Source organism: Anoxybacillus sp. FSL W8-0104 (assembly GCF_038004465.1).
In the GTDB taxonomy this organism is placed as follows: domain Bacteria; phylum Bacillota; class Bacilli; order Bacillales; family Anoxybacillaceae; genus Anoxybacillus; species Anoxybacillus flavithermus_G.
Map to the genome: position 1 here is coordinate 699,502 of NZ_JBBOQU010000001.1, position 21,798 is coordinate 721,299.

At 40.1% G+C, this 21,798-nt stretch carries 22 protein-coding genes, 3 pseudogenes and 1 CRISPR repeat array (1 of these 26 only partly in view); of the genes and pseudogenes, 20 read left to right on the forward strand and 5 right to left on the reverse strand.

The window, feature by feature from the left end; genetic code table 11:
• Positions 1–59: 59 nt before the first annotated feature.
• The 11 genes and pseudogenes from NST18_RS03810 (at position 60) to NST18_RS03855 (ending at position 11,155) form a co-directional block, all read left to right on the forward strand.
• Positions 60–3,341, forward strand: coding sequence for a VWA domain-containing protein (locus tag NST18_RS03810; protein ID WP_340721242.1), 3,282 nt, complete (start codon positions 60–62; stop codon positions 3,339–3,341).
• Between the two features lie 81 nt (positions 3,342–3,422).
• The gene (locus NST18_RS03815; protein ID WP_004891577.1) at positions 3,423–3,731 is read left to right on the forward strand and encodes a hypothetical protein; all 309 of its coding nucleotides are present in this window, start codon (positions 3,423–3,425) and stop codon (positions 3,729–3,731) included.
• Positions 3,715–4,188 (forward strand): hypothetical protein, encoded by a 474-nt coding sequence (locus NST18_RS03820; protein WP_155116434.1) that lies wholly within the window; start codon positions 3,715–3,717, stop codon positions 4,186–4,188. Before NST18_RS03815 ends, NST18_RS03820 begins: the two co-directional genes overlap by 17 nt.
• An 88-nt stretch (positions 4,189–4,276) precedes the next feature.
• Positions 4,277–5,452, forward strand: coding sequence for an ISL3 family transposase (locus tag NST18_RS03825; RefSeq protein WP_004891576.1), 1,176 nt, complete (start codon positions 4,277–4,279; stop codon positions 5,450–5,452).
• Positions 5,453–5,606: 154 nt separating this feature from the next.
• Positions 5,607–6,818 carry an MFS transporter gene (locus NST18_RS03830; protein ID WP_064213934.1) on the forward strand — a complete coding sequence of 404 codons (1,212 nt, stop codon included), beginning with the start codon at positions 5,607–5,609 and terminating at the stop codon, positions 6,816–6,818.
• A gap of 5 nt (positions 6,819–6,823) precedes the next feature.
• Entirely contained in the window at positions 6,824–6,988 is a 165-nt protein-coding gene (locus NST18_RS15155; protein WP_080601159.1) for a flavoprotein, read from the forward strand.
• A 77-nt stretch (positions 6,989–7,065) separates the two neighbouring features.
• Positions 7,066–7,995 carry an Rpn family recombination-promoting nuclease/putative transposase gene (locus NST18_RS03835; protein WP_340720847.1) on the forward strand — a complete coding sequence of 310 codons (930 nt, stop codon included), beginning with the start codon at positions 7,066–7,068 and terminating at the stop codon, positions 7,993–7,995.
• A 35-nt stretch (positions 7,996–8,030) separates the two neighbouring features.
• A pseudogene (locus NST18_RS03840) lies at positions 8,031–8,096 on the forward strand (urease accessory protein UreG); the annotation flags it as partial.
• 238 nt (positions 8,097–8,334) lie between these two features.
• Entirely contained in the window at positions 8,335–9,615 is a 1,281-nt protein-coding gene (iscB, locus tag NST18_RS03845; protein ID WP_340721620.1) for an RNA-guided endonuclease IscB, read from the forward strand.
• A 74-nt stretch (positions 9,616–9,689) separates the two neighbouring features.
• Entirely contained in the window at positions 9,690–10,505 is an 816-nt protein-coding gene (locus tag NST18_RS03850; RefSeq protein WP_035018805.1) for an urease accessory protein UreD, read from the forward strand.
• 23 nt (positions 10,506–10,528) lie between these two features.
• A complete protein-coding gene (locus tag NST18_RS03855) occupies positions 10,529–11,155 on the forward strand; it encodes a hypothetical protein (protein WP_004891564.1) in 627 nt (208 codons plus the stop codon).
• A 122-nt stretch (positions 11,156–11,277) separates the two neighbouring features.
• On the opposite strand, the gene NST18_RS03860 is transcribed toward NST18_RS03855, so the two are convergent.
• Positions 11,278–12,819, reverse strand: coding sequence for a solute symporter family protein (locus NST18_RS03860; RefSeq protein ID WP_004891562.1), 1,542 nt, complete (start codon positions 12,817–12,819; stop codon positions 11,278–11,280).
• Positions 12,819–13,154 carry a DUF485 domain-containing protein gene (locus NST18_RS03865; RefSeq protein WP_004891560.1) on the reverse strand — a complete coding sequence of 112 codons (336 nt, stop codon included), beginning with the start codon at positions 13,152–13,154 and terminating at the stop codon, positions 12,819–12,821. Before NST18_RS03865 ends, NST18_RS03860 begins: the two co-directional genes overlap by 1 nt.
• A 418-nt stretch (positions 13,155–13,572) precedes the next feature.
• On the opposite strand from NST18_RS03865, the gene NST18_RS03870 reads away from it, so the two are divergent.
• Positions 13,573–14,979 (forward strand): amino acid permease, encoded by a 1,407-nt coding sequence (locus NST18_RS03870; RefSeq protein ID WP_004891557.1) that lies wholly within the window; start codon positions 13,573–13,575, stop codon positions 14,977–14,979.
• Between the two features lie 221 nt (positions 14,980–15,200).
• Positions 15,201–15,806, forward strand: coding sequence for a DedA family protein (locus tag NST18_RS03875; protein WP_128356956.1), 606 nt, complete (start codon positions 15,201–15,203; stop codon positions 15,804–15,806).
• 42 nt (positions 15,807–15,848) lie between these two features.
• On the opposite strand, the gene NST18_RS03880 is transcribed toward NST18_RS03875, so the two are convergent.
• Together NST18_RS03880 and NST18_RS03885 are read right to left on the reverse strand one after the other, a co-directional pair.
• Positions 15,849–16,151, reverse strand: coding sequence for an AzlD domain-containing protein (locus tag NST18_RS03880; RefSeq protein ID WP_004891553.1), 303 nt, complete (start codon positions 16,149–16,151; stop codon positions 15,849–15,851).
• The gene (locus tag NST18_RS03885; protein ID WP_004891551.1) at positions 16,141–16,830 is read right to left on the reverse strand and encodes an AzlC family ABC transporter permease; all 690 of its coding nucleotides are present in this window, start codon (positions 16,828–16,830) and stop codon (positions 16,141–16,143) included. Before NST18_RS03885 ends, NST18_RS03880 begins: the two co-directional genes overlap by 11 nt.
• 127 nt (positions 16,831–16,957) lie before the next feature.
• Here NST18_RS03885 and NST18_RS03890 point away from each other — a divergent pair, with 127 nt between their 5' ends.
• On the forward strand, positions 16,958–17,134 hold the full coding sequence (locus NST18_RS03890) for a hypothetical protein (RefSeq protein ID WP_003399256.1): 177 nt from the start codon (positions 16,958–16,960) through the stop codon (positions 17,132–17,134).
• Positions 17,131–17,889 (forward strand): serine/threonine protein kinase, encoded by a 759-nt coding sequence (locus NST18_RS03895; RefSeq protein WP_004891548.1) that lies wholly within the window; start codon positions 17,131–17,133, stop codon positions 17,887–17,889. Before NST18_RS03890 ends, NST18_RS03895 begins: the two co-directional genes overlap by 4 nt.
• Positions 17,890–17,902: 13 nt before the next feature.
• Here NST18_RS03895 and NST18_RS03900 read toward each other — a convergent pair whose 3' ends face one another.
• A complete protein-coding gene (locus tag NST18_RS03900; protein ID WP_035019248.1) occupies positions 17,903–18,232 on the reverse strand; it encodes a helix-turn-helix domain-containing protein in 330 nt (109 codons plus the stop codon).
• 179 nt (positions 18,233–18,411) lie between these two features.
• Between NST18_RS03900 and NST18_RS03905 the strand changes: the two genes are divergently transcribed.
• From NST18_RS03905 to NST18_RS03925, 5 genes and pseudogenes are all read left to right on the forward strand, one after another.
• The gene (locus NST18_RS03905; RefSeq protein ID WP_004891543.1) at positions 18,412–19,422 is read left to right on the forward strand and encodes an asparaginase; all 1,011 of its coding nucleotides are present in this window, start codon (positions 18,412–18,414) and stop codon (positions 19,420–19,422) included.
• The gene (locus NST18_RS03910) at positions 19,423–19,587 is read left to right on the forward strand and encodes a hypothetical protein (protein ID WP_155116433.1); all 165 of its coding nucleotides are present in this window, start codon (positions 19,423–19,425) and stop codon (positions 19,585–19,587) included.
• Positions 19,535–19,758: pseudogene (locus tag NST18_RS03915) on the forward strand (malic enzyme-like NAD(P)-binding protein); the annotation flags it as partial. The gene NST18_RS03910 and the pseudogene NST18_RS03915, both read left to right, overlap by 53 nt.
• A gap of 114 nt (positions 19,759–19,872) precedes the next feature.
• A pseudogene (locus tag NST18_RS03920) lies at positions 19,873–20,010 on the forward strand (ATP-binding protein); the annotation flags it as partial.
• Between the two features lie 101 nt (positions 20,011–20,111).
• On the forward strand, positions 20,112–20,999 hold the full coding sequence (locus NST18_RS03925; RefSeq protein ID WP_004891539.1) for an Rpn family recombination-promoting nuclease/putative transposase: 888 nt from the start codon (positions 20,112–20,114) through the stop codon (positions 20,997–20,999).
• A gap of 192 nt (positions 21,000–21,191) precedes the next feature.
• A CRISPR array of direct repeats spans positions 21,192–21,798; the repeat unit is 30 nt; unit sequence ATTTGTATCGTACCTATGAGGAATTGAAAC (it continues 641 nt past the right edge of the window).

Consider the following 21,798-nt stretch of genomic DNA (forward strand, 5'->3'; position numbering starts at 1 on the left):
ATACCCTATCTATTTTACATTACACAAAATTCTTGACGGTACCGAAAGAAGGTGGATGAATGAAAATTAAAATTAAAATGAAAAAAATTATATCGATAGTTTTAGCGTTGCTAATATTATTTTCAAATTCCCCTCTTTCTCTAGCTATGGGTAAAGATTCTTTTGATGAGAATACAAAAGAAAGTAATTCAATTGTTACAACAAACACACAAGAAATAAAAAAAGGCTCATTAGACGAAAAAAAGAGTGAGAGTAATTCACTAGATGAATTTATTCAGCTTGAAAAGAGTTTATCAGGTAATAAGAAAATTACTATTGAGGGGTTGAGAAAAGACTTTTCAGAATTAGAAGGTGAAATACAGCTTGAGGTAAAAGAACTTAATCCAAACAATGGGAAAGATAAAGAGCAAATTGAAATTATCGAGACAGAGATGGAAAAATTTATTCCTGAAAAAAGTGATTCCATTAAGATCAATTGGCATCATTATGATATAAGCATCTTGTTAGATGGGGAGGAAATTGAACCTGTTAATAAGTTAAGGGTGTCCTTCTCAGGTTTTGATACTACTGATCTTGATGATGCTACAAAGGAAGTAAAGGTTCTTCATCTGAATGAATTAACAAATGAGGTAGAAGATAAGGAAATTGAAATTGGGGAAAACGGAGTTATAGAAGCTGAATTTGATAGCTTCTCTCCTGTGACAGTTGTTAAAGTAATAGCAGATCATCCCTCTACTCTTAAGGCAACAGACTTTGTTAATGATGTTAAGCACTATATAGAATATGCTCCCGGTTCTCTTGGAAAAGCAGTAATAGACTCTTCTCAAATACTGAATCCAGGTCGTACTTCCGATGCCTTTGGTAATATAGTTCTTGAACATGGCCAAGTTATAACAAAGAAAACAGCAACACCTGTTAAGGGAAAGGTTAATACTTGGGATATTACTGTTCGTGTAGAAGGTAGGGACAACATACCTGATACTACAGATGTTGTTCTAGTTCTTGATAATTCATTAAGTATGTATAAAAACAAACTAGCTGATGGACGAACTCGTTTTCAAGCGGCACAAGAGGCTGCTAAGAAATTTGTTGATATAGCACTGAATGAAAATCCTAACTTAAGAATTGCTATAGTAGTTTATAATGGTGAGGTAACGATAATCTCTGGGGATATTAAACAACCATTTTCACAAGACAAACAAGCACTATATTCAAATATTGATGCGATTAAAAAACCGCCTTCACTTGACCCAGAGAAGAAAGGGGGAACTTTTACTCAAGCAGCTATTAAACAGGCTGGTGAAATTTTAAAAGGTTCTTCAGCAGATAATAAGCACATGGTGCTTATGACTGATGGTTTACCGACTTTTAGTTATGACTTAGATTCTTCATCTTGGGATGAGAAAATAGAACAAACAGAATTATATTACAAGCCAGGTGGTCCTTTTAATATAATAAAGGATCTTTATAAAAAGACTAAATACTACAGACTACCTGAAGATGAAAGTAAGATTCAATTTAATTACAATAATAGGGTAGGTTTGGGAACTGAAAATATGTCGTCAGCAGCATATAAGACTCTGCAAGTTAATAAGAATATACAAAATGTTTACTGGTATACCTATGGAGAATATAAAACAGGTACTAAAGATCCGAATAATATAGACCTAACTGTACAAGCTCATCGTTATCATGTGGACGGTGAGAACTTTGCAAGAGAATACAGATATTCACATCAAAAATCAACTGTTTTAGAAGCTAAAAGATTAAGAGAAGACCCAAACATAGGTTTGGATACTTTGTATGCTGTAGGTGTTGGCTTTGAAACCTATACTGGACAAGCATTGGAAATTGCTGTTAGAACGCTAAGCGAAATTGCTGATTCTGGAAAGTTTTATGATGTTAGAAATGAGGAGCGATTGACAGATACCTTTAAAGAAATAGCAAAAACTATTAGTATCAAAAGTGCTATGCGTGACTTCAAAATCGTTGACATCATGGGTAAAGGCTTTACGGTAACAGATGAGTCAAAAATAAAAGTAAGTGAAGGGAAAATAAGTTTTGATCGAAATTCAGAAACAATAAATTGGGATATAGGAACTGTAACTAAGAGTGTGGCTGCAAAAAGTGACGTAAGATATGCAGAATTAACTTATAGAATTGAAATCAACGATGATATTCTAACTCTACCAGGTGCAAAGACTAATCAACACGAGAAGTTTATTACCAATGCCGTAACTGATTTGACTTATACAGATATTAAGGATGAGAAGAAGACCGTATCAATTGATTCTCCAAAGGTAGATCCAGTTCTTTTGAAGGTTAAAAAGGTCTTATTAGATATTAATGGAAAATTATTAAATGAAGATATAACATTTACAATTAATGTTACTAATGATTTGAAGACCTACGATGAAAGCCATGTATTAAGTCCAAATGAAGATTATAAGTGGCGTACTACTCTGAGAGATGAGGGAACCTACTCGGTTGATGAAATAGCTACTCCAGAAAAAAACTATATTACGACTATTAAGATTGATGGAGAAGAAACTAGTAAGTTCTTGGTAAATCATGAAGGTGATATTCCGAGAGGAGATGTTAATATTGAGGTTATAAATCAGGAATTAGGAGGCTATGAACTGCCAACAACTGGTGGATCAGGAAATACTATATTCAGATTAACTGGGCTTTTAGTGTTAGCCATTGCCTTAATCATCCCTTATAGAAAGAGACAATTTAGAATGCGAAAGGTAAATAAGTTTTTCTTATTTGGTACTATCTGTATTTTAGCAGGACTTGTACTTTTTTCTAAAAACTTATGGGAAGATTATCAGGTTGGAAAAGAAACCGAGATTATCAAAGAAAGGCTTGAAGAAAAGAAGGTCACAAAAATTGAAAAACCAATTGATGATAGACCTGATTATGTTAAAAACCCGTATATGGAAATGCCAAAAACAACGATTGATGGCAATGACTATATCGGATATGTAATTATACCGAGCTTAGAGCTGGAACTTCCGGTTCTGAGCTCTTGGTCTTATCCTAAGCTTAAGATCGCCCCGGCAAGATATGAGGGATCGGTATACCTAAATAATATGATCCTGTTAGCACATAACTATAAAGCCCATTTTGGCAAGCTTCATCGATTAAATATTGGAGATATCATTCAATTTAAAGATATGAATGACAATCTTTTCGATTTTACTGTAGAAAAGAAAGAAGAGTTAGATGAAATACAAGTTGAAGAGATGGTCTCTGGAGATTGGGACTTAACATTATTCACTTGCACTCTAAGTGGTGAAGCAAGAACAACTATACGATGTAAAAGAATTGAAAAATAGGCAATAATTTTTCTTCATATATCATTGTAGAAATAAAATTTAAGAGAGGTTATATTTTGAAAAGAGAAAATTTTTGTAGATATGACATCAAACAAAGCAAAAGAAATAAATAAAAAAGATAAACTTGTAGGAAAAAGGTTTGGAAAATTAAAAGTATTATCTGTTTATAAAAAAGGCAAGTACAAAAAATGTAAATGTATTTGTGATTGTGGAAATACTACTGATGTATACTATAGCAATCTTGTTTCAGGAAGAACAGTAAGTTGCGGTTGTCGAGGGGCAGAGATTGCTAATAGCTATAAAAACATAGTAGGGGAAATATATCACGATCTTATAGTCGAAGAGAAGACTGAAAAACGTGAAGATGGCTTAATTGTTTGGAAAATGTAGATGTCTTAAATGTGGAAAATATATTGAAGCCACTAAAAAGCAACTGGACAGAGGATATGTCAAAGACTGTGGGAATCATAAATATGAAGACTTATTGGGACAAAAAATCGGAGAACTTACAGTTATCTCATTTGATAAAAATAGAGAAAAATATCTTTGCCAATGTTCTTGCGGTAAGTCCACTTATGTATCCAGATCTAATTTAATCAGCAGGCATACACTTATTAGTTGTGGTCATCTTGGTAATGACCGAAAATATAACTATGTAGACGGAGCTTTACCATACCTATTAACAGGAAAAGTTCCATCAAATAATACCAGTGGTGTAAAAGGCGTTAGTCAAACTAAAAGTGGCAAATGGGTTTCTTATATTACCTTAAGAAAAAAGAGATATACACTGGGAACATTTAAGAAAAAAGGCTCTTCACCACAAGTTGTACTTGATCATTTAAGGTAGGTGTGCATAGAGGAAATAGAGGGTACAAAAAATGCGAATTTTCCTGTATGGTAAAGGTGACCAAACCAAACCATGGAGGGAAATTCGCATGTACTCTCAGTTTATCAAAGAACTCATCGATTTACCAGATGTTTTGATTCAAAAGGTGCGGAAAGAAGGGGAACGTTGGATTTTCGAACTTTCTCTACCCGAACAATGCCCGTTATGTCCTGTCTGCTTGAAGCGCACGATCAAAATGACAGACAAAAAGAAGCAATGGATGCATGGCTATGCTCAGCGAATCGGAATTTTTTGGATCGAACTTCCTGTCGAGCGCAGACGTTGTAGCACGTGTGGCGTGACGTTCAGCACGTCGTATCCAGCCATCTCTCCTCGAAGTGTGGCGACGGATGCTTTTCAGCGATGGGTCGCGCAATCTTGCATCGGAACATCCATTCAGGCGGTGGCTCGTATGCTCAAGCTTCCTTACACGACCGTTGAACGCTGGTTTTATACCCATGCCCCTTCCTTCCTATCGAATGACGTCCAACCAAAGGCGGTTTGTGTCGATGAGTTTGCTTTTCGAAAAGGGCACGACTATGGAGTGGCGATCATGGATGCCGAAACGGGAGAAGTGTATGCCATGGAAGCAGGAAAGAACGAGGAAGCCATTGGGCGTGCATTGGCTCATGTGTCTCGTTCCGTTCAGTATGTCGTGAGTGACTTGACTCCAGCGATGAAAAAAGCGATTCAACGGGTTTGCCCAGAGGCGACACATGTCGTCGACTATTTCCATGTCATTCAGCTGTTTACCGATGCTTTAGAACGTTGTCGCAAATATTTGGGCAAAGGAGGCAAGAAACACGGAAATGTTCGTTACGTTTGCCGTTTATTGAGCCAATGTCCAGAGAAATTGACGGAGGAAGAACGTCAAATCATACGAGAATGGTGTAATGAAAGCGATTACTTAAAGTCTGTTTACCAATCGCTCCAACATGTTCGCTATGTGTTCAAAAGCAAAGATGAGCAACAGGCGAAACGTCGTTTGAACGCCTGGGTTCATCGGTATTTGTTTTGTCCTTGTTCTGCTGTTCGCGCCATCGCAAAATCACTCGTCAAACGAACAGACGAAATCATATCGTGCATTTTATCCCCTTATTCAAATGGGAAAATGGAGGGAACAAATAACAAGATCAAGCTGATGAAACGTCGGGGATACGGATACAGAAATATCCAGCGTTTTGCATTGCGGGTTCGGCTAGAAACAGCTAACATACTTTCATGACAGGTGCAAGTACAACTTTTGGTGATGAACCTAATTATTGTAATAATTGTAATATAATGAATCTTTAGTTATATTAAAACCGCCCCTTATCCTATGTTTTGATTTTGTTCTGTTTCACAAGTGCATTACATGCCTAGTCTCAATCTTTCTAAGGGTGATCATTTTGAACGCTACAAAATTTTGTATAGCAACGTTTCTTTCAAACTTGGGGGATGTCATATACAGTGTTGTTATAGCTTGGTATATTGCTGATGTTTTACAATCAGGTTTTTTGATGGGAGCAGTTTTATTTTCCCTAGGTTTGTCGAGATTTATTGCTGGGCTTCTTTGCGGACCGGTTATTGATCGAATAGGGGCAAAGTTGTTTCTGTGGTTGTCAGACATGATAAGGGCAATCATTGTGTTAGTTTTGGCTATTCTGTTATGGGATCATACTATCTCTTTTGTAATTCTCATAATGGTCTCCGTTTTGTTTGGAGCGATTGATGCTTTTTATTGGTCAGCCTCAGAATCAATAAAGCCAAGATTAGTCGCTACTGAATATTTGAGTCGTCTCAATAGTCAATACTTCACTGTTGTAAGAACAACGATCATTTTGGGACCTTTAATCGCCGCTTGGACGGTTGAATCAATCTCAATAGAACATTCCTTGATAGCCATTTCTATCTTATATGTATTTTCAACTTTTTTAATTTTGTTTATTGACTCTAAAAATAGTCATCTTGAAAATATGAACGATAATAATGACAAAACTTCTTACTTTTCGGATTTAAGACTTGGTTTTAGTTTTTTGAATAGACAAAAAATGATTTTTTATTTGGTTATAACTATGTTTTTTGTAAATATTGGAGCAAACGGGGTTAATGTATTGTTCCCTTTTTTAGCTAAAAATGTTAGTGATGATGCTAAGTATTTAGGATATATATATTCATCGATGTCAATGGGAAGTTTGTTAACTGGTTTAATCTTTTCAGTTAAAAGCATTCACAGGGTTGAATTGAAGATTATTTATTTATCTTTTCTTTTACAAGCTACTGGTATTGCCGCACTATGTTTCACCCGAAATTTTTTGATTATTCTAATTTTTGTTTTTGTAATTGGCTTAATTACTGGTTTTATAGGAGTCCTTATACCTACTTTTGTTCAACGTTCTGTACCTATTCATTTATTAGGAAGAGTTAATAGTATTATGATGGCGATTTCAATGCTTTCAACGCCAGTAGCCCAGTTTATTTTTGGGGTCAGTGTCGATTATTTCAATATAAAATATCTTTTCTTCATTGCAGGTGCTTTGGGTATAGTTACTAGTTTATCTTCGTTATTAATTAATGAGAGAAAAGGTACGCCAAGAGAAACTGTAATGTAAAGGAGGTGTTAAGCTTGAATATATTAGTTGGCGTTACAGGTTCTTCAGGAGTTGTTGAACTACCTATGTATTTACGAGTTTTTAGAGAAAAACTAGATGCTAACATTAGACTAGTTTGTACATCGAACGTTCAGAAATTTATTGCGAACGGTGCCAGGCACTGTTCGTAAATTTTCCACTTTTGCATTTCCCTTATTTCCCGATTTTAATCAAATTGTCCCTTATATTCTACGAAAGGATGATTTGTATGCAATACCTCGATTTAAAAATGGATTTTATGTTTAAACAACTGTTCGGCCACCCAAGCAGAAAGTCAATCACGATGGCGTTTTTAAATGCGTTGCTACATCGGACTGGAGATGATCGCATCATCGACGTACAGTTTGAAAACACCGAACTAACGAAAGAAACAGAAGACGGTAAGACTGGACGGTTAGATGTCATCGTTCGCACAAACCGCGGCGAGCGCATTCACGTTGAAATTCAAATCATCCCACAATACGGTATGCCCGAACGGCTATTGTATTACTGGGCAAGGTTGTTTTCATCTTCACTATCGAAAGGAGAACGGTACGACATTCTCCCTCCAACGATTATGATCGCCATCTTAAATTATCCCCTTTTCCCACATGAAACAGATCGCTTCCATACCGTTTTTCACATTCGTGAAGACGAAGAACAGTTTCTTTGGAGCCATCACCTTGAATTTCATGTACTCGACTTGTCACAATTTATGGTAAAATGGAAGAAATATCGGAGAGAAGTGAAACAGTCACCGGAATGGCCATGGCTAACGATGTTGTCGGCTGTCGATGGACGAACGAAAAAAATGGATGAAGAGATGTTTCGCGAATTGGAGGGAATCGCGATGACAGAACAAGACATTTTAGAGGCGTTAGAAGAATGGCAAAGTTTAAGCGTTGACCCCGAAAACCGTTACGCGTACGAAATGCGGCTGAAATGGCTCCTTGATCAACTCTCAAACATTCGCGGCAGTCGGGAAGAAGGAAGACAAGAAGGATTGAAAGAAGGATTGAAAAAAGGATTAGAACAAGGTCGAGAAGAAGGGAAAAATGAAACGATTCGAAAAATGGTCGAAAAAGGAATGAGTATAACAGACGTTGCCCATATTCTCGACATGACAGAGGAGGAAGTACGGGAGCGGTTGGGAGATTAGCGAACGGTGTCCAAAAGGTGCCAGGCACTGTTCGTAAAAGCGGCGGCGATAATTTGGCCGCCACATTCAGTCCGGAGCTCGTTGACTTCTCTATTTATGTCAACAACCCAATGACTAAAGTCATGGGCTTGTAAGCCCCATGTTGACCAGACCAAGGCTTGAAACAGAGCCTACGTTATAGATGTCATGACACGTTCGGGTGCTTCTCCAGCCCGTTCCTCTGTCGTGCAAGGTTAAACAAGCGTGGTGGGTAGCGCTAGTGTCTTGCACATAACAAGCATCTATAACATGGTCGAGGAGAATATGACCTGCTTTATGCAGAGGAAAGGGGAGAACCCTATGGTTTTTGTGTTAGACACAAACAAACGTCCGCTTGCTCCTTGTCACGAAGCAGTTGCAAGAAAGCTGTTGAAACAAGGGAAGGCGGCGATTTACAGGCGATTTCCATTTACCATCATCTTGAAAAAATCAGTAGACGAATCAGAAATTAAAGCAACATATCGGCTAAAAATCGACTATGGAAGCAGGCATACAGGATTAGCGATTTTGCGAGGACAAGAAGTGGTATGGTTAGGGCAACTTGACCATCGCACAGACATCAAGGAAAGAATAGATAAAAGGCGTGCTTTTCGTCGAGCAAGACGAAATCGAAAAACAAGATACAGAAAACCACGCTTTCTGAACCGCAAGCGAAAGGAGGGGTGGTTGCCGTCATCACTAGAGAGTCGTGTGCAAAATATCCAAACATGGGTTAACCGCCTAAAGAAGTTATGCCCCATTGGGTATATATCATACGAAAATGCCAAATTCGACACGCAACTCATGCGAAATCCTGAAATCAATGGTGTAGAGTATCAACAAGGCACGCTACAAGGATATGAAGTACGGGAGTATTTGCTTGAAAAGTTTGGGCGGAAGTGTTGTTATTGCGGAAAAGAAAATGTTCCACTTGAAGTGGAGCATATCATTCCAAAATCGAGAGGTGGAACAGACCGAGTGGATAACCTATGTCTTGCCTGTCATGACTGTAATCAGCGCAAAGGAAGTAAGACAGCAGAAGAATTCGGGTATCCACATATTCAAGAAATGGTCAAAAAAACGCTAAAAGACGCAAGTGTAGTGAATGCCACTCGATGGAAAGTGTATGAAGTGTTAAAGCAGACAGGATTAGATGTCGAGTGTGGAACAGGTGCACGAACAAAAATGAATCGTATTCGTTTAGACTTGCCGAAAACACACTATTTTGACGCTTGTTGTGTAGGCGAAAGCACACCAAATCACTTATATTTCAAAACAAAAGAAGTGTTATTCATTAGAGCAAAGGGGCGTGGTAGTCGTTCACGCACAAACCTAGATAGATATGGCTTCCCAAGAGGTTATCTTGCAAGACAAAAGTTCTTCTTTGGCTTCCAAACAGGGGACATGGTTAAGGCTGTTGTCCCAAGAGGGAAATATCAAGGCGTTTGGTTTGGCGAAGTCGCATGTAGAAAGACTGGAAGTTTCGATATTAAAGGCAAGGACGGAAAGCGTATCGCACAAGGAATAAATTATAGATATGTCCAAGTCATTCAGCGATTTGACGGATATGCTTATGGAAAGGGGGTGGCGGAACTTGCGTAAGGTGCAATTCCTCCCCGTGCCTAAAGGCAGGGGCTTCCTTGCGTAAGTTTCGTGATGTTGGTAGGGTTAGAAGAATGAGCTGGTCAGGACTGTTGCAGTGTACGGCTGTGGAGAAAAACGGCCGTACGGTTATTTCCGATTGCTATTATGAAGGAGCGTTGAAGTTGACCCGGCCGGTATACCTTCACCCGTCTCAGCCGACGATTTACTTGATTCATGTAGGGGGAGGGTATGTAGACGGGGATCGATATAAAACGGAAATAATGTTGCAAGAAGGAGCACATCTGATTGCCACCACCCAATCGGCAACGAAAATATACAAGACAGTCAAGGTGCCGGTACAACAATATACGTCAGCTTACTTGGATGATCAAAGTGTGCTCGAATTTTTTCCCGATCCAGTCATTGCTTATGAAAAAGCTCAATTTTATCAAGAAATGACCGTTTATATGAAAGAAAGTTCTACATTTATTTATGGGGATATTATTACGCCAGGGTGGTCAGAAAGTGGCGAGTTGTTTCGCTACGATTGGATCCGCTCTAAATTAAAGATATATTATGAGGACAATTTAAAGTTGTTTGATCATCTCTATTTAGAGACAAGCACAGGGATGACAGGAATTTTTCAGATGGAAGGATATACTCATTTTGGTTCGCTTTTTGTGATTAGCCCTTTTATGACACAGGATCTTCTTCAAAAATTTGAATCGATGGCAGCGCGTTTTCCTGCTTCTGTACACCTTGGCTGGTCCATCCCTATGATCCCTGGATTGGTTATTCGTGTTTTGGCCCATGAAACGCATGCTATTGAAACGATTTTTCAAATGATTCATCAGTTTATTCGCGAAGAATGTTTTCAAGAGGAACCTATTTTTCTGCGAAAGTACTAAAAAGATAAGGAGATGGAGTGTTGGTGAGTACCGTATTACCGATTTTACTTTTTGGATTTGTCTTAGGCATCAAACATGCAACCGAACCGGATCATGTCATTGCTGTATCCACCATTGCCAGCCGAACAAATAAGCTTTCGCTTTCATCGCTTGCAGGGGTTTTTTGGGGGATCGGCCATACCGTAACCCTGTTTGTCATTGGCATGGTTATAATAGGGATGGAGCAACAAATACCAGAAACCACAGCAATGTGGCTGGAACTAATCGTTGGAGTGATGATCGTAGTCTTAGGAATTACAAGCTTTCGTTCCGCTTATATGATTCCTATTAGAAAAGAAATGAATATAAACCATCTGCATTTAAAGTCGACCTTAATTGGAATTATTCATGGATTAGCCGGCAGTGCCGGGATGGTGCTTTTAACGTTAACAACTGTTGATAATCGATGGCAGGCGCTGCTGTTTATACTCATATTTGGCGTAGGAACGATCATTGGCATGATGTTATTCACTACTTTTCTAGGGCTTCCGTTCATCTGGATGAAACAGAAGCAAACGATTTATCAGTTCATTGTAAAAGTAGTTTCCTTAATTAGTATAGTATATGGTTTATACTATATGTATCGCATAAGTAGTGAAATCATTGTTTAATCGCTTGCAAGGTTCGAAACGAAAAGCATAAGCGAACGGTGCCAGGCACTGTTCGTAAAAAGAATCAGAGCAATTTCGCCCTGATTCTTTCAGATGATTGTTTCGGATGTACCGATCGAACATTAATGTGTTAGTTCTTTTATGCCGGTATTTGCTTTGACGAGAATTTCTTCGTATTTTTTCTCGTCTGCTTTTTTCGACGAGAGGAGCGTACCGACAATAGCCCCGATAAAGCCTAACGGAATGGACACAATTCCTGGGTTTGAAAGTTTGAAAATTGGTTCGCCAACGAGAATGGCTACACCAGGTTCTGGTGCCCAAACGTTCGGGCTAAGCGCTACAAGCAAGAGTGAGCTAAACAAGCCGACGAGCATGCCTGTAATGGCGCCTGTTGTATTAAAGCGCTTCCAAAAGATCGTTAATAAAATGATTGGCAAGTTGGCGCTTGCTGCTACGGCGAACGCTAATGCAACGAGGAATGCCACGTTCATTTTTTGAGCAAATAACGCTAATAAAATGGACAATACGGAAACTCCAACTGATGCCCAACGCGCAGCCAACATTTGCTCTCTTTCTGTTGCTTGCCCATGACGAATAATATGGCTATAAAAGTCGTGGGCAAATGCTGATGCGGCAGATAAAACAAGTCCAGCGACAACCGCTAAAATGGTTGCGAATGCGACCGCAGAAACGAATGCGAACAAGAAGTCGCCGCCTAACGTTTCAGCTAATAATGGCGCAGCCATATTTCCAGCTGGGTTTGCTGCAACGATTTTATCGTAGCCTACAAACGCTGCTGCTCCGAATCCTAAGAAAATCGTCATAACATAGAACAATCCGATAATCCACGTTGCATATACGACTGATTTTCGAGCTGTTGGTGCGTCTTTTACTGTAAAGAAACGAATTAAAATGTGTGGAAGTCCTGCTGTACCTAAGATGAGAGCCAAGTTGAGTGAGATGGTGTCAAGTGGATTTTTAAACTTATTGCCTGGATTTAAAAACGCTTCGCCTAACGGTGTTGCTGTTTTTACTTCTTCAAACATTTTGAAAATGCTAAAATCAAATTTCGCAAATACCATGATGGAAATAATGAACGTACCAACCATCAATAAAACAGCTTTTACAATTTGCACCCAGCTTGTTGCTGTCATTCCGCCGAATACGACATAAACGGTCATCAACGTTCCGACGATTAAGACGGAGTACACATAATCAATACCTAATAAAAGTTTAATGAGGGCACCTGCACCGACAAGTTGTGCAATCATGTAAAAAATAGAAATCGAAACGGTGTTTAATGCTGCCACACCGCGCACTTTTTTATCATCAAAACGTGCAGCGATCATGTCTGCCATCGTATACTTCCCTAAGTTGCGAAGCGGCTCTGCAACGATGTAAAGAACGACAAGATATGCGACGAGGAAGCCGATGCTGTAGAAAAATCCGTCAAAACCAACTAACGCAATCATTCCGGCAATACCTAAAAATGAGGCAGCTGACATGTAGTCTCCGGCGATTGCTAATCCGTTTTGCCAGCCAGTTAATGAACTGTCGGCTGTGTAAAATTCACTCGTTGTTTTTGTTCGTTTAGAAGCAAAGTACGTAATAATAAGCGTTAATGCAACAATCGCTAAAAATAGGGTGAATGCTAATCCGTTCATTACATGTTGCCTCCTTTTACTTCTTGTTTCATTTTTTCAACGATTTCATCAAAACGTGCGGCGCGCTTAGAGTACAACATGCAAAGCACCCATGTCATGATGAATTGAGCGAAAGCAAACACCCAAGCCCAGCTAATGGAGCCGAATGCTGGAGTATTGAGCACAGTTGAATACGATGTTAAAATCGGCAACGTAAAATAAAACGCTAAAAAGAACAATGAGAAAGGTAAAATGAATCCGCGTTTTTCACGCATAAGCTGTTGGAAAGAAGCTGATTGAACGACTTTGCTATAGTCAATCGTTTGCTGTTGAGAAGAAAATTCTTTCAAAGCCATGATTTAACTAACCCCCTCTTACAAATATTTTTTTGCTTTTGATGGGCAAGATAAAAGTAATGTGATCCTCCTTTCATTTCGTTTTCATAAGTATGACACATGATGTTCACAAGTATGTCACAATTTCATTATACATTTATCTGAAAAATTAGTAAATTAAAAAATTTAAAAAATTAATTGTCATTTAACTATATTTTTATCAGAAAAACAACCGAAATTATTTTTGTAAAATTAAAATAATAATTTATTTTCTGATAAATAAGGTAATTTTCGTGTTTAGAAGATGAGTTTGTGAAAAAAGAAAAGTAATCGGACTATTTCTTTATTTTTCAACTTTACAAAAAATATCGAATAGTATACAATTTCAGTCGTGCAACTTCTGCAACATTCGACAAAAAACGACAAGGAGAGACAGCGGATGAATTTATTCAGAAAGAAACCGATTGATGTCCTTCTGAGAGAAGCAGAAGGAAAAGGGGCATCACTAAAAAAAGAATTAGGTGCATTTGATTTAACGATGCTCGGAATTGGTGCGATCATCGGTACAGGAATTTTCGTACTTACAGGGGTAGCAGCAGCAGAACATGCCGGGCCAGCACTTGTTCTTTCATTTATTCTTTCCGGTCTTGCGTGCGTGTTTGCGGCACTTTGCTATGCAGAATTTGCATCGACTGTTCCGGTATCGGGAAGTGCGTATACGTATAGCTACGCAGCTTTTGGTGAATTAATGGCTTGGATTTTAGGTTGGGACTTAATTTTAGAGTACGGGGTCGCTTCCTCTGCCGTTGCGGTAGGATGGTCCGGTTATTTTCAAGGGTTGTTAGCAGGTTTTGGCATCGAACTTCCGAAAGCACTTACAAACGCTTACGACCCAGCAAAAGGAACATTTATTGACTTACCAGCCATTTTAATCGTTTTACTTATTACGTTCTTATTAACGCGTGGAGTAAGAAAATCGGCTCGCTTTAATGCGGTGATGGTAATTATTAAAGTTGCGGTTATATTATTGTTCCTTGCAGTTGGCGTATGGTATGTGAAGCCAGAAAACTGGACGCCATTTATGCCGTACGGTTTCTCAGGCGTTGCGACAGGAGCGGCGACAGTATTTTTCGCATACATCGGATTTGACGCCGTTTCTACTGCTGCGGAAGAAGTGAGAAATCCACAACGCAATATGCCAATCGGAATTATCGCATCACTTTTAATTTGTACGTTATTGTACATTGCCGTTTCACTCGTATTAACAGGTATTGTTCCGTATGATCAGCTAGGCGTAAAAAATCCGGTAGCATTTGCTTTAAACTACATCCAACAAGATTGGGTCGCTGGATTTATTTCACTTGGAGCAATTACAGGAATTACAACAGTATTGCTCGTTATGATGTACGGTCAAACTCGTTTATTCTATGCAATTAGCCGTGACGGATTGTTGCCAAAAGTATTTTCACGTGTTAGCCCAGTTAGACAAGTTCCATTTGTGAACACATGGCTAACAGGTTTATTAGTTGCGTTCTTTGCAGGAGTTGTACCATTAAATAAACTTGCAGAATTGACAAATATCGGAACATTGTTCGCGTTTATCGTCGTTTCAGCGGGTGTTCTTGTTTTACGTAAAACGCAGCCAGATTTAAAACGGGCGTTTAAAACACCACTCGTTCCACTTGTGCCATTATTGGCGGTGGCGTTCTGCGGCTATTTAGTGCTTCAATTGCCGTTAACGACGTGGATCGGTTTCGTGACTTGGTTATTGATTGGTCTTGTGATTTACTTCACCTACGGACGCAAACATAGCACGCTAAACGAAAAAGCTTCTGCTAGCGAATAATGTAAAAAGGTCTTTGCTACATGTTAGCAAAGACCTTTTTACATAGCGTCAAAGTTGACTGTATGGTTGTTTTTTTATATCCTTCTGTTTAAGGTTGTGCAATATGTTGAATTCTATAAATAAGTAGTAAGCAGGAGGTAAGGTGACGAACTTAGGTGAATATTTATTGCTTGGTCATATTATAATATTGTAGTCTTTGAAATTCATTCATGAGGTGGGTTATGGAAAATTGGATTATACATATTATAGAACAATACGGGTACATCGGCATTCTCTTTTTAATTGCGTTGGAAAACGTATTTCCCCCGATCCCTTCTGAAGTGATTTTAACTTTTGGCGGATTCATGACGACGAAAACGGATTTAACGATCGGTGGCGTCGTAGTTGCATCGACGCTAGGTTCTGTGTTTGGGGCTGCAATCCTTTACGGTGTCGGTTTGTTGATGGATATTGAGCGGCTCGGAAAAATCGTTGACAAATGGGGACATATTCTCCGCCTGACGAAAAAAGATGTCGATCATGCGAATGCTCGCTTTTTAAAATACGGGGTGTGGGCGGTATTTTTATGCCGTTTTATTCCTTTAATAAGAAGTTTAATTTCCATCCCAGCTGGCATGGCGCACATGAAATTTAGCATCTTTTTATTGTTGACAACGATTGGTACAGCCATTTGGAATATTGTACTCATTAAAATTGGCGCGATGGTTGGCGAATCGTGGGAAAATATTGTCGAGTATATGAACATGTATTCACATGCTGTTTATGCGTTGTTAATCGTTCTTTTTATTGCTTTTATTGTGTGGTTAATGAAAAAGAAAAGAGCTTAAATGAACATCCCCCACTTTCACTTGTTGAAGTGGGGGATTGTTTTATAGTGTCGTATACACGCTTAACACAAGCACCGCAACGAAAACGACGATCATGACGTTAGCGCCGAGTGAAGCGGCGAGTACGGCGCTAAAAAAGCCGAGAATGCCAAACCACGGATCGTCTTGGATAAGAAAAATGCCTGGGATAATGAGCGCACCAAGCGTAGCGTATGGTACGTTTCGCAACACGCCGCGCCAAAACGGCGACAAGTCGATGCGATGAAAAAGCGTCAATGGAAGCATGCGCGGAATGTATGTGACGATGCCCATGCCGAGAATGATAAAAATGATGTCACTGCGCATATTCCGTCTCCTTTCCTTTCTCGGCAAGCCATTGGATGACCACAGCCGATACAATCGTGGCGATGACGATCGCCCATCCTTTTGGGACGTTGAGCCATAAGAAGAGCGCGCAGTTCATTAGCCCGGAACTGATCGCGAGCCAAAGCGCTTTTCGCTCTGTTTTGATGGCTGGGACTAACAAGCCGATAAACATCGCATACAAGGCGACAGATAAGCTTTGTTGTACGTTTTCCGGCAAATATGCGCCGACGATATGCCCGATCGCAGAGTTGATTACCCAGCTGCTGTAAGAAATAAAAATAAGCCCGAACATATACGAAGCGGAGACGGTCCCTTCTTTCATCGCAGCGACAGAAAACGTTTCGTCCGTTATGCCGAATGCGTACAACGCTTTTTTCCAAAGCGACTCGCGTTCGGCTTTTTCGTTTAATGATGCCGACATTAAAAAATGGCGAATGTTTAAAATAAATGTCGTTAAAATGATTTCAAATGCGCCTGTCCCAAGAGAAAGTAAATTGAGCGAAATGTATTGCGCCGCCCCCGCAAATACAATCATGCTCATCAGCGTTGTTTCTACAATCGAAAGTCCTGTCGACTTGGCTAACAAACCGAACGTTAGCGCAACGGGCGCATATCCAATCGCAATGGCGATTCCTGCTTTGACACCACTATGAAACATATGTATCCCCCCCTTCCTGTGTATTTTCTTAAAATTTTTTCTATTTCGCAAGGATATACTTTAAATATGAAACTTTTTTCTTATTTTTCCGTATAGTAAGCTATCCGTTATGAAGGGGATGATAACCATGCTGAAAAAATTGCTTGAGATGCTTTTACACAAAAATATGCACAAGCATCGTTACAGCAGCAGCGATCGCTATACGTACCGTCCGCATCGCCATCCGTCGCAATACGGCTACAAACATTATAAAAAGAAGCATCGTAGCCATAGCGTATTTTCTAGCTTTTTTGGCAGTTCATGATTTTTATTGAAAAGCCGTATCGGGAAGGAACGGTCGTAAACGGGCGATACACGATTGAAGCGCGGCTCGGTGAAGGAAGCTACGGGATAACATATGTGGCGCGCGATGAGGAGACGAACCAGCTTGTCGTTGTAAAGCAAATGAAGCGGACGAAAACAAAGAAGCGAATCGCATCGTTTGAACGAGAAGCGCTCATGTTACGAAAGCTAAACCATCCGCAAATTCCAAAGCTATATGATATGTTCGATGTGCGCGGCATTCCGCATCTTGTCATGGAATATATCGATGGAGATACGATCGAAACGCTTATTTTTGAGAAAAAACAAACGTATGGGGAAAAAGAAGCGTTTTCGTTATTGGCAGATGTGTTACGTGTCGTGCAATACATCCACGCGCACGGCATTGTGCATCGCGATTTGCGCATTCCGAATATCGTCTTTCGCAATGGGATTGTATATGTGCTCGATTTTGGGCTTGCGCGCTTTTTATATGAAAAAAACGAACGGTTGTTCACGCTTGAACAGCGGCTAAGGCGAAGCATTCATGTAAAGAGCGACATATATGCCCTCGGTCATTTTTTACTGTTTTTGTTATATTCGTCTTATGAGCCAACAGAGGACAAAGAGAAAAGTTGGGAAGACGAACTTTCCTTGTCAATAGAAGCACGCCACGTGTTGCGGCGCATGTTGCAGTTGGATCTGCCGTATGCATCTGTTGAACGGCTAGCGCGCGATGTCGCATACGTGATGAAGTAGGCGTTGTTGACGCCTATTTTTTATTTTCGATGTCGCGTTTTGCGCGGATGAATGCGATGAGTTGAATGATTTCGTCTTCCGTTAACGGTTCACCGTCTACTGTCAGTCGAACCGTCGGGCGAGTGAGCTCGATCGACGGTTGTTCCTCGTCTGTTGTCCCGAGTAAGTAGTCTGTTGTTGTGCCAAACAACGTTGCCAGCTCCTTGACCGCTTCGAGCGACGGTTGGCGATACCCAGATTCATAGCCTGCGTACGTGCTTTTAGCAATATTTAGCTGGTCGGCAATATATTGCAGCGACCATTGCTTTCTCTTTCTTAATTCCGATAGTCGTTTTGAAATCATCATGTTTCCCCCCTTATTGCTGTTCGCGAAATGAATAAAAACACTTGTTATTTTCTTTTTTCCTAAATATAATTGAAATGAATGTACGCGAATCGCGAACGAATGTATTCATAGTTTACACTACATGACACAAACAATACAATAGATGACTTAAAATCGCCATATTTGAGGTGACGATGATGAAAAAAATTTTGTTGCTTGCGACAGGCGGCACAATTGCTTCCGTGCCAAGTGAAGAAGGATTGACACCGAAACTAACCGCAAAAGAATTAACAAGCTACATTACGATTGAAAATCAGCCGTATCATTTAGATAGCCAAATTTTAATGAACATCGATAGCACAAACATGCAGCCGGAGCATTGGCGTGACATTGCGGAGGCGATTTATGAGCAATACGATCGCTATGACGGCTTTGTCGTGACGCACGGAACGGATACGATGGCGTATACGGCAGCTGCGTTGTCATATATGCTTCAAAACGTGAATAAGCCGATTGTATTGACTGGCTCTCAAGTGCCGATCGGCTTTCCGAAAACGGATGCGAAAAAAAATATACGCGATGCGCTTCGCTTTGCGTGCGAAGATGTGAGTGGGGTGTTCGTCGTTTTCGATGGGCGCGTTATTTTAGGTACGCGGGCAGTAAAAATGCGGACGAAAAGCTATGATGCGTTCGAAAGCATTAACCATCCGTACGTCGCTTACATTCATCACGATCGCATCAATTATCAATACGAACTGCCAAAGCCGAGCGGCGAGTTGCAATTTGATCCGTCGCTTTGCCCGGACGTGTTTTTACTGAAGCTTCATCCGGGTACGAAGCCAGAAATATTTGATTACATTCGCCATTTATATCGCGGTGTGATTATTGAAAGTTTTGGAAGCGGGGGCGTGCCGTTTCAAGGGCGTAATTTATTGCCGAAAATGAAGGAACTGATCGACGATGGCATGGCGGTTGTTATTACGACGCAATGTTTAGAAGAAGGAGAAGATTTAACATTATATGAAGTCGGGCGAAAAGTGGCGCAAAATACGGTCATTTTATCAGGCGATATGAATACGGAAGCGATCGTACCGAAACTGATGTGGGCGTTAGGAAAAACGAGCAATTTGATGGAAATTAAAAACATGATGGAAACGCCAATCGCAAACGACATGACAAAAAAACATGAAGAAAGTTGGGATGCATAGATGTTGCAAACAAAAGCAGTACGAATCGAACAAGATTTGCTCGGCGAAAAAGAAATTCCGTACGATGCGTATTACGGCATTCAAACGATGCGTGCGGCGGAAAACTTTCCGATGTTTCCCTGGCATTTTCCGCGGGGCGTTGGACTGCCGCGCCATCGAAATTAACGAAGAAATGAAACTTGCCGCGGCCCAAGCGATCGCCTCTGTCGTCACCGACGAAGAATTAAGCGAACAAGCGTCTTTAACAACAAAGTCGCCGAACGCGTGCGCGAAGCCGTCATGAAAGCGGCATACAAAACAGGCGTTGCCCGTAAAGACGATATGATGTTTCGATAAAAACATGGCGCAATGACGCCATATTTTTTGTTAACCTTTTCCGCCCATATCACGTCTTTCTTATTTACGAGGAAGCGCAAGAAAGCCCCTTTAGACACTGGGATGAATTGCAACACGACAAAGTCATCGGGGACAGGCTTAGGGCTGACGATCGTGAAACGAATTATTGAAAACCATGGCGGAACGATTGCGCTTCACGACAGTTCGGAGAAAGGAACGACGTTTGTTATCAGCTTGCCGATTAGGCGATAAAAAGCCAGCTCGCTAGGAGTTGGCTTTTTATTATGACATGCAGGAAAAGAGATGATATTGTCGAATAAAACCATCGAAACGATTGTATGTGAGGTGAATGTATGCCGATTGACCACGACCGTTTGTTTAAAGAATTGATCCAAACGTTTTTTGAGGAGTTTATCGTTCTCTTTTTTCCAACGATGCATGAGCATATCGACTTTCGCCACGTATCGTTTTTATCGGAGGAGTTGTTTACCGATGTAACGGCAGGGGAGAAATACCGCGTTGATTTGTTGGTCGAAACGAAATTAAAAGGAGAGGATAGCCTCATTATTGTCCATATCGAAAACCAAAGCTACGTCCAACCGTCGTTCCCTGAACGCATGTTTATTTATTTTAGCCGTTTGTTTGAAAAGTACCGTAAACATATTGTACCGATTGCTGTATTTAGCTACGATCCGATCCGCGACGAACGATCTACATTTATGATCCACTTTCCTTTTGGCAAAGTCCTCGATTTTCATTTTTTCACTGTGGAACTTCGGAAACAAAACTGGCGCAACTACATCCGCCAAGACAACCCGATCGCCGCTGCATTGTTAAGCAAGATGGGTTATACTGAAAGTGAACGGGTAGAACTGAAAAAACAATTTTTACGCATGCTTGTCCGAATGGAATTAGACGAAGCGAAACAACGGTTATTGTTTGGCTTTTTTGAAACATATGTGAAATTATCAGACGAAGAAGAACGAAGACTGCGAAGCGAGGTGAATGAAATGGAGACGAAAGAAAAAGAACAAGTGATGGAGTTGATTATTTCGTATGAACAAAAGGCGTTGGAAAAGGGAAGAGAAGAAGGGATAGAACAAGGAATCAAACAAGGAATCAAACAAGGGATGAAGCACCTTGTACAAACGATGGCCAAAAAAGGGATGAGTGTAGAAGATATCGCAAACATCACAGACCTTGCGGAAGATGAAGTGCGTGAGTTGTTAGAAAAGGAATAAGTAATTTGCGCATAATTTCACAACCGTCGTCGACCTCCAATCTTGCAAAAACCCCAGGGGATCGACGACAATTTGTTTTTTGCAACTTTTTTAGACGTATCAACGCATCAAGACGATTGACAGAATTTTCGAATGTATGTATAATGACATTGTATAGCTTTTCCAAGTATTGATTTATCAGCACTTTTTGGGATTTGTATCGTACCTATGAGGAATTGAAACAAATCGGTGATGACGGACAGATGTATATTGATTTTGAATTTGTATCGTACCTATGAGGAATTGAAACTCAAATGCCGAGCAAGTGTCCTCCCCACTTGCTCGGCTCATTTGTATCGTACCTATGAGGAATTGAAACACTTGCTGGTCGACTTCCTAATCGACGGCGAAAGTAAATTTGTATCGTACCTATGAGGAATTGAAACAGTATGCCAGACGCAAGTTCGCCTACTGGACGACCGCTAGATTTGTATCGTACCTATGAGGAATTGAAACTGGTCCGTCTCGTTTTAGAGGCGGTATTATTACGGTGATTTGTATCGTACCTATGAGGAATTGAAACCTTGGCGGAAGAAGGAGAAAATAAAAAAGGCTCTGCTGGGATTTGTATCGTACCTATGAGGAATTGAAACCGCAAAACATGGGCGTCCGTTTAGCGAGTACGGTCATTTGTATCGTACCTATGAGGAATTGAAACTTATCACTATTATGTACGTGTATCGAAAGCTGACCAATTTGTATCGTACCTATGAGGAATTGAAACGAATATTCTTTCTGATCTTTGGGATTCGGTTAGAAA

What these genes read in the sequence shown, in the direction of transcription:
- NST18_RS03810 (WP_340721242.1), top strand. Translation starts at nt 60, where the DNA reads ATGAAAATTAAAATTAAAATGAAAAAAATTATATCGATAGTTTTAGCG.
- NST18_RS03815 (WP_004891577.1), top strand. Translation starts at nt 3,423, where the DNA reads ATGACATCAAACAAAGCAAAAGAAATAAATAAAAAAGATAAACTTGTA.
- NST18_RS03825 (WP_004891576.1), top strand. Translation starts at nt 4,277, where the DNA reads ATGTACTCTCAGTTTATCAAAGAACTCATCGATTTACCAGATGTTTTG.
- NST18_RS03835 (WP_340720847.1), top strand. Translation starts at nt 7,066, where the DNA reads ATGCAATACCTCGATTTAAAAATGGATTTTATGTTTAAACAACTGTTC.
- iscB (WP_340721620.1), top strand. Translation starts at nt 8,335, where the DNA reads ATGGTTTTTGTGTTAGACACAAACAAACGTCCGCTTGCTCCTTGTCAC.
- NST18_RS03850 (WP_035018805.1), top strand. Translation starts at nt 9,690, where the DNA reads ATGAGCTGGTCAGGACTGTTGCAGTGTACGGCTGTGGAGAAAAACGGC.
- NST18_RS03860 (WP_004891562.1), bottom strand. Translation starts at nt 12,819, where the DNA reads ATGAACGGATTAGCATTCACCCTATTTTTAGCGATTGTTGCATTAACG.
- NST18_RS03865 (WP_004891560.1), bottom strand. Translation starts at nt 13,154, where the DNA reads ATGGCTTTGAAAGAATTTTCTTCTCAACAGCAAACGATTGACTATAGC.
- NST18_RS03870 (WP_004891557.1), top strand. Translation starts at nt 13,573, where the DNA reads ATGAATTTATTCAGAAAGAAACCGATTGATGTCCTTCTGAGAGAAGCA.
- NST18_RS03875 (WP_128356956.1), top strand. Translation starts at nt 15,201, where the DNA reads ATGGAAAATTGGATTATACATATTATAGAACAATACGGGTACATCGGC.
- NST18_RS03880 (WP_004891553.1), bottom strand. Translation starts at nt 16,151, where the DNA reads ATGCGCAGTGACATCATTTTTATCATTCTCGGCATGGGCATCGTCACA.
- NST18_RS03885 (WP_004891551.1), bottom strand. Translation starts at nt 16,830, where the DNA reads ATGTTTCATAGTGGTGTCAAAGCAGGAATCGCCATTGCGATTGGATAT.
- NST18_RS03890 (WP_003399256.1), top strand. Translation starts at nt 16,958, where the DNA reads ATGCTGAAAAAATTGCTTGAGATGCTTTTACACAAAAATATGCACAAG.
- NST18_RS03895 (WP_004891548.1), top strand. Translation starts at nt 17,131, where the DNA reads ATGATTTTTATTGAAAAGCCGTATCGGGAAGGAACGGTCGTAAACGGG.
- NST18_RS03900 (WP_035019248.1), bottom strand. Translation starts at nt 18,232, where the DNA reads ATGATTTCAAAACGACTATCGGAATTAAGAAAGAGAAAGCAATGGTCG.
- NST18_RS03905 (WP_004891543.1), top strand. Translation starts at nt 18,412, where the DNA reads ATGAAAAAAATTTTGTTGCTTGCGACAGGCGGCACAATTGCTTCCGTG.
- NST18_RS03910 (WP_155116433.1), top strand. Translation starts at nt 19,423, where the DNA reads ATGTTGCAAACAAAAGCAGTACGAATCGAACAAGATTTGCTCGGCGAA.
- NST18_RS03925 (WP_004891539.1), top strand. Translation starts at nt 20,112, where the DNA reads ATGCCGATTGACCACGACCGTTTGTTTAAAGAATTGATCCAAACGTTT.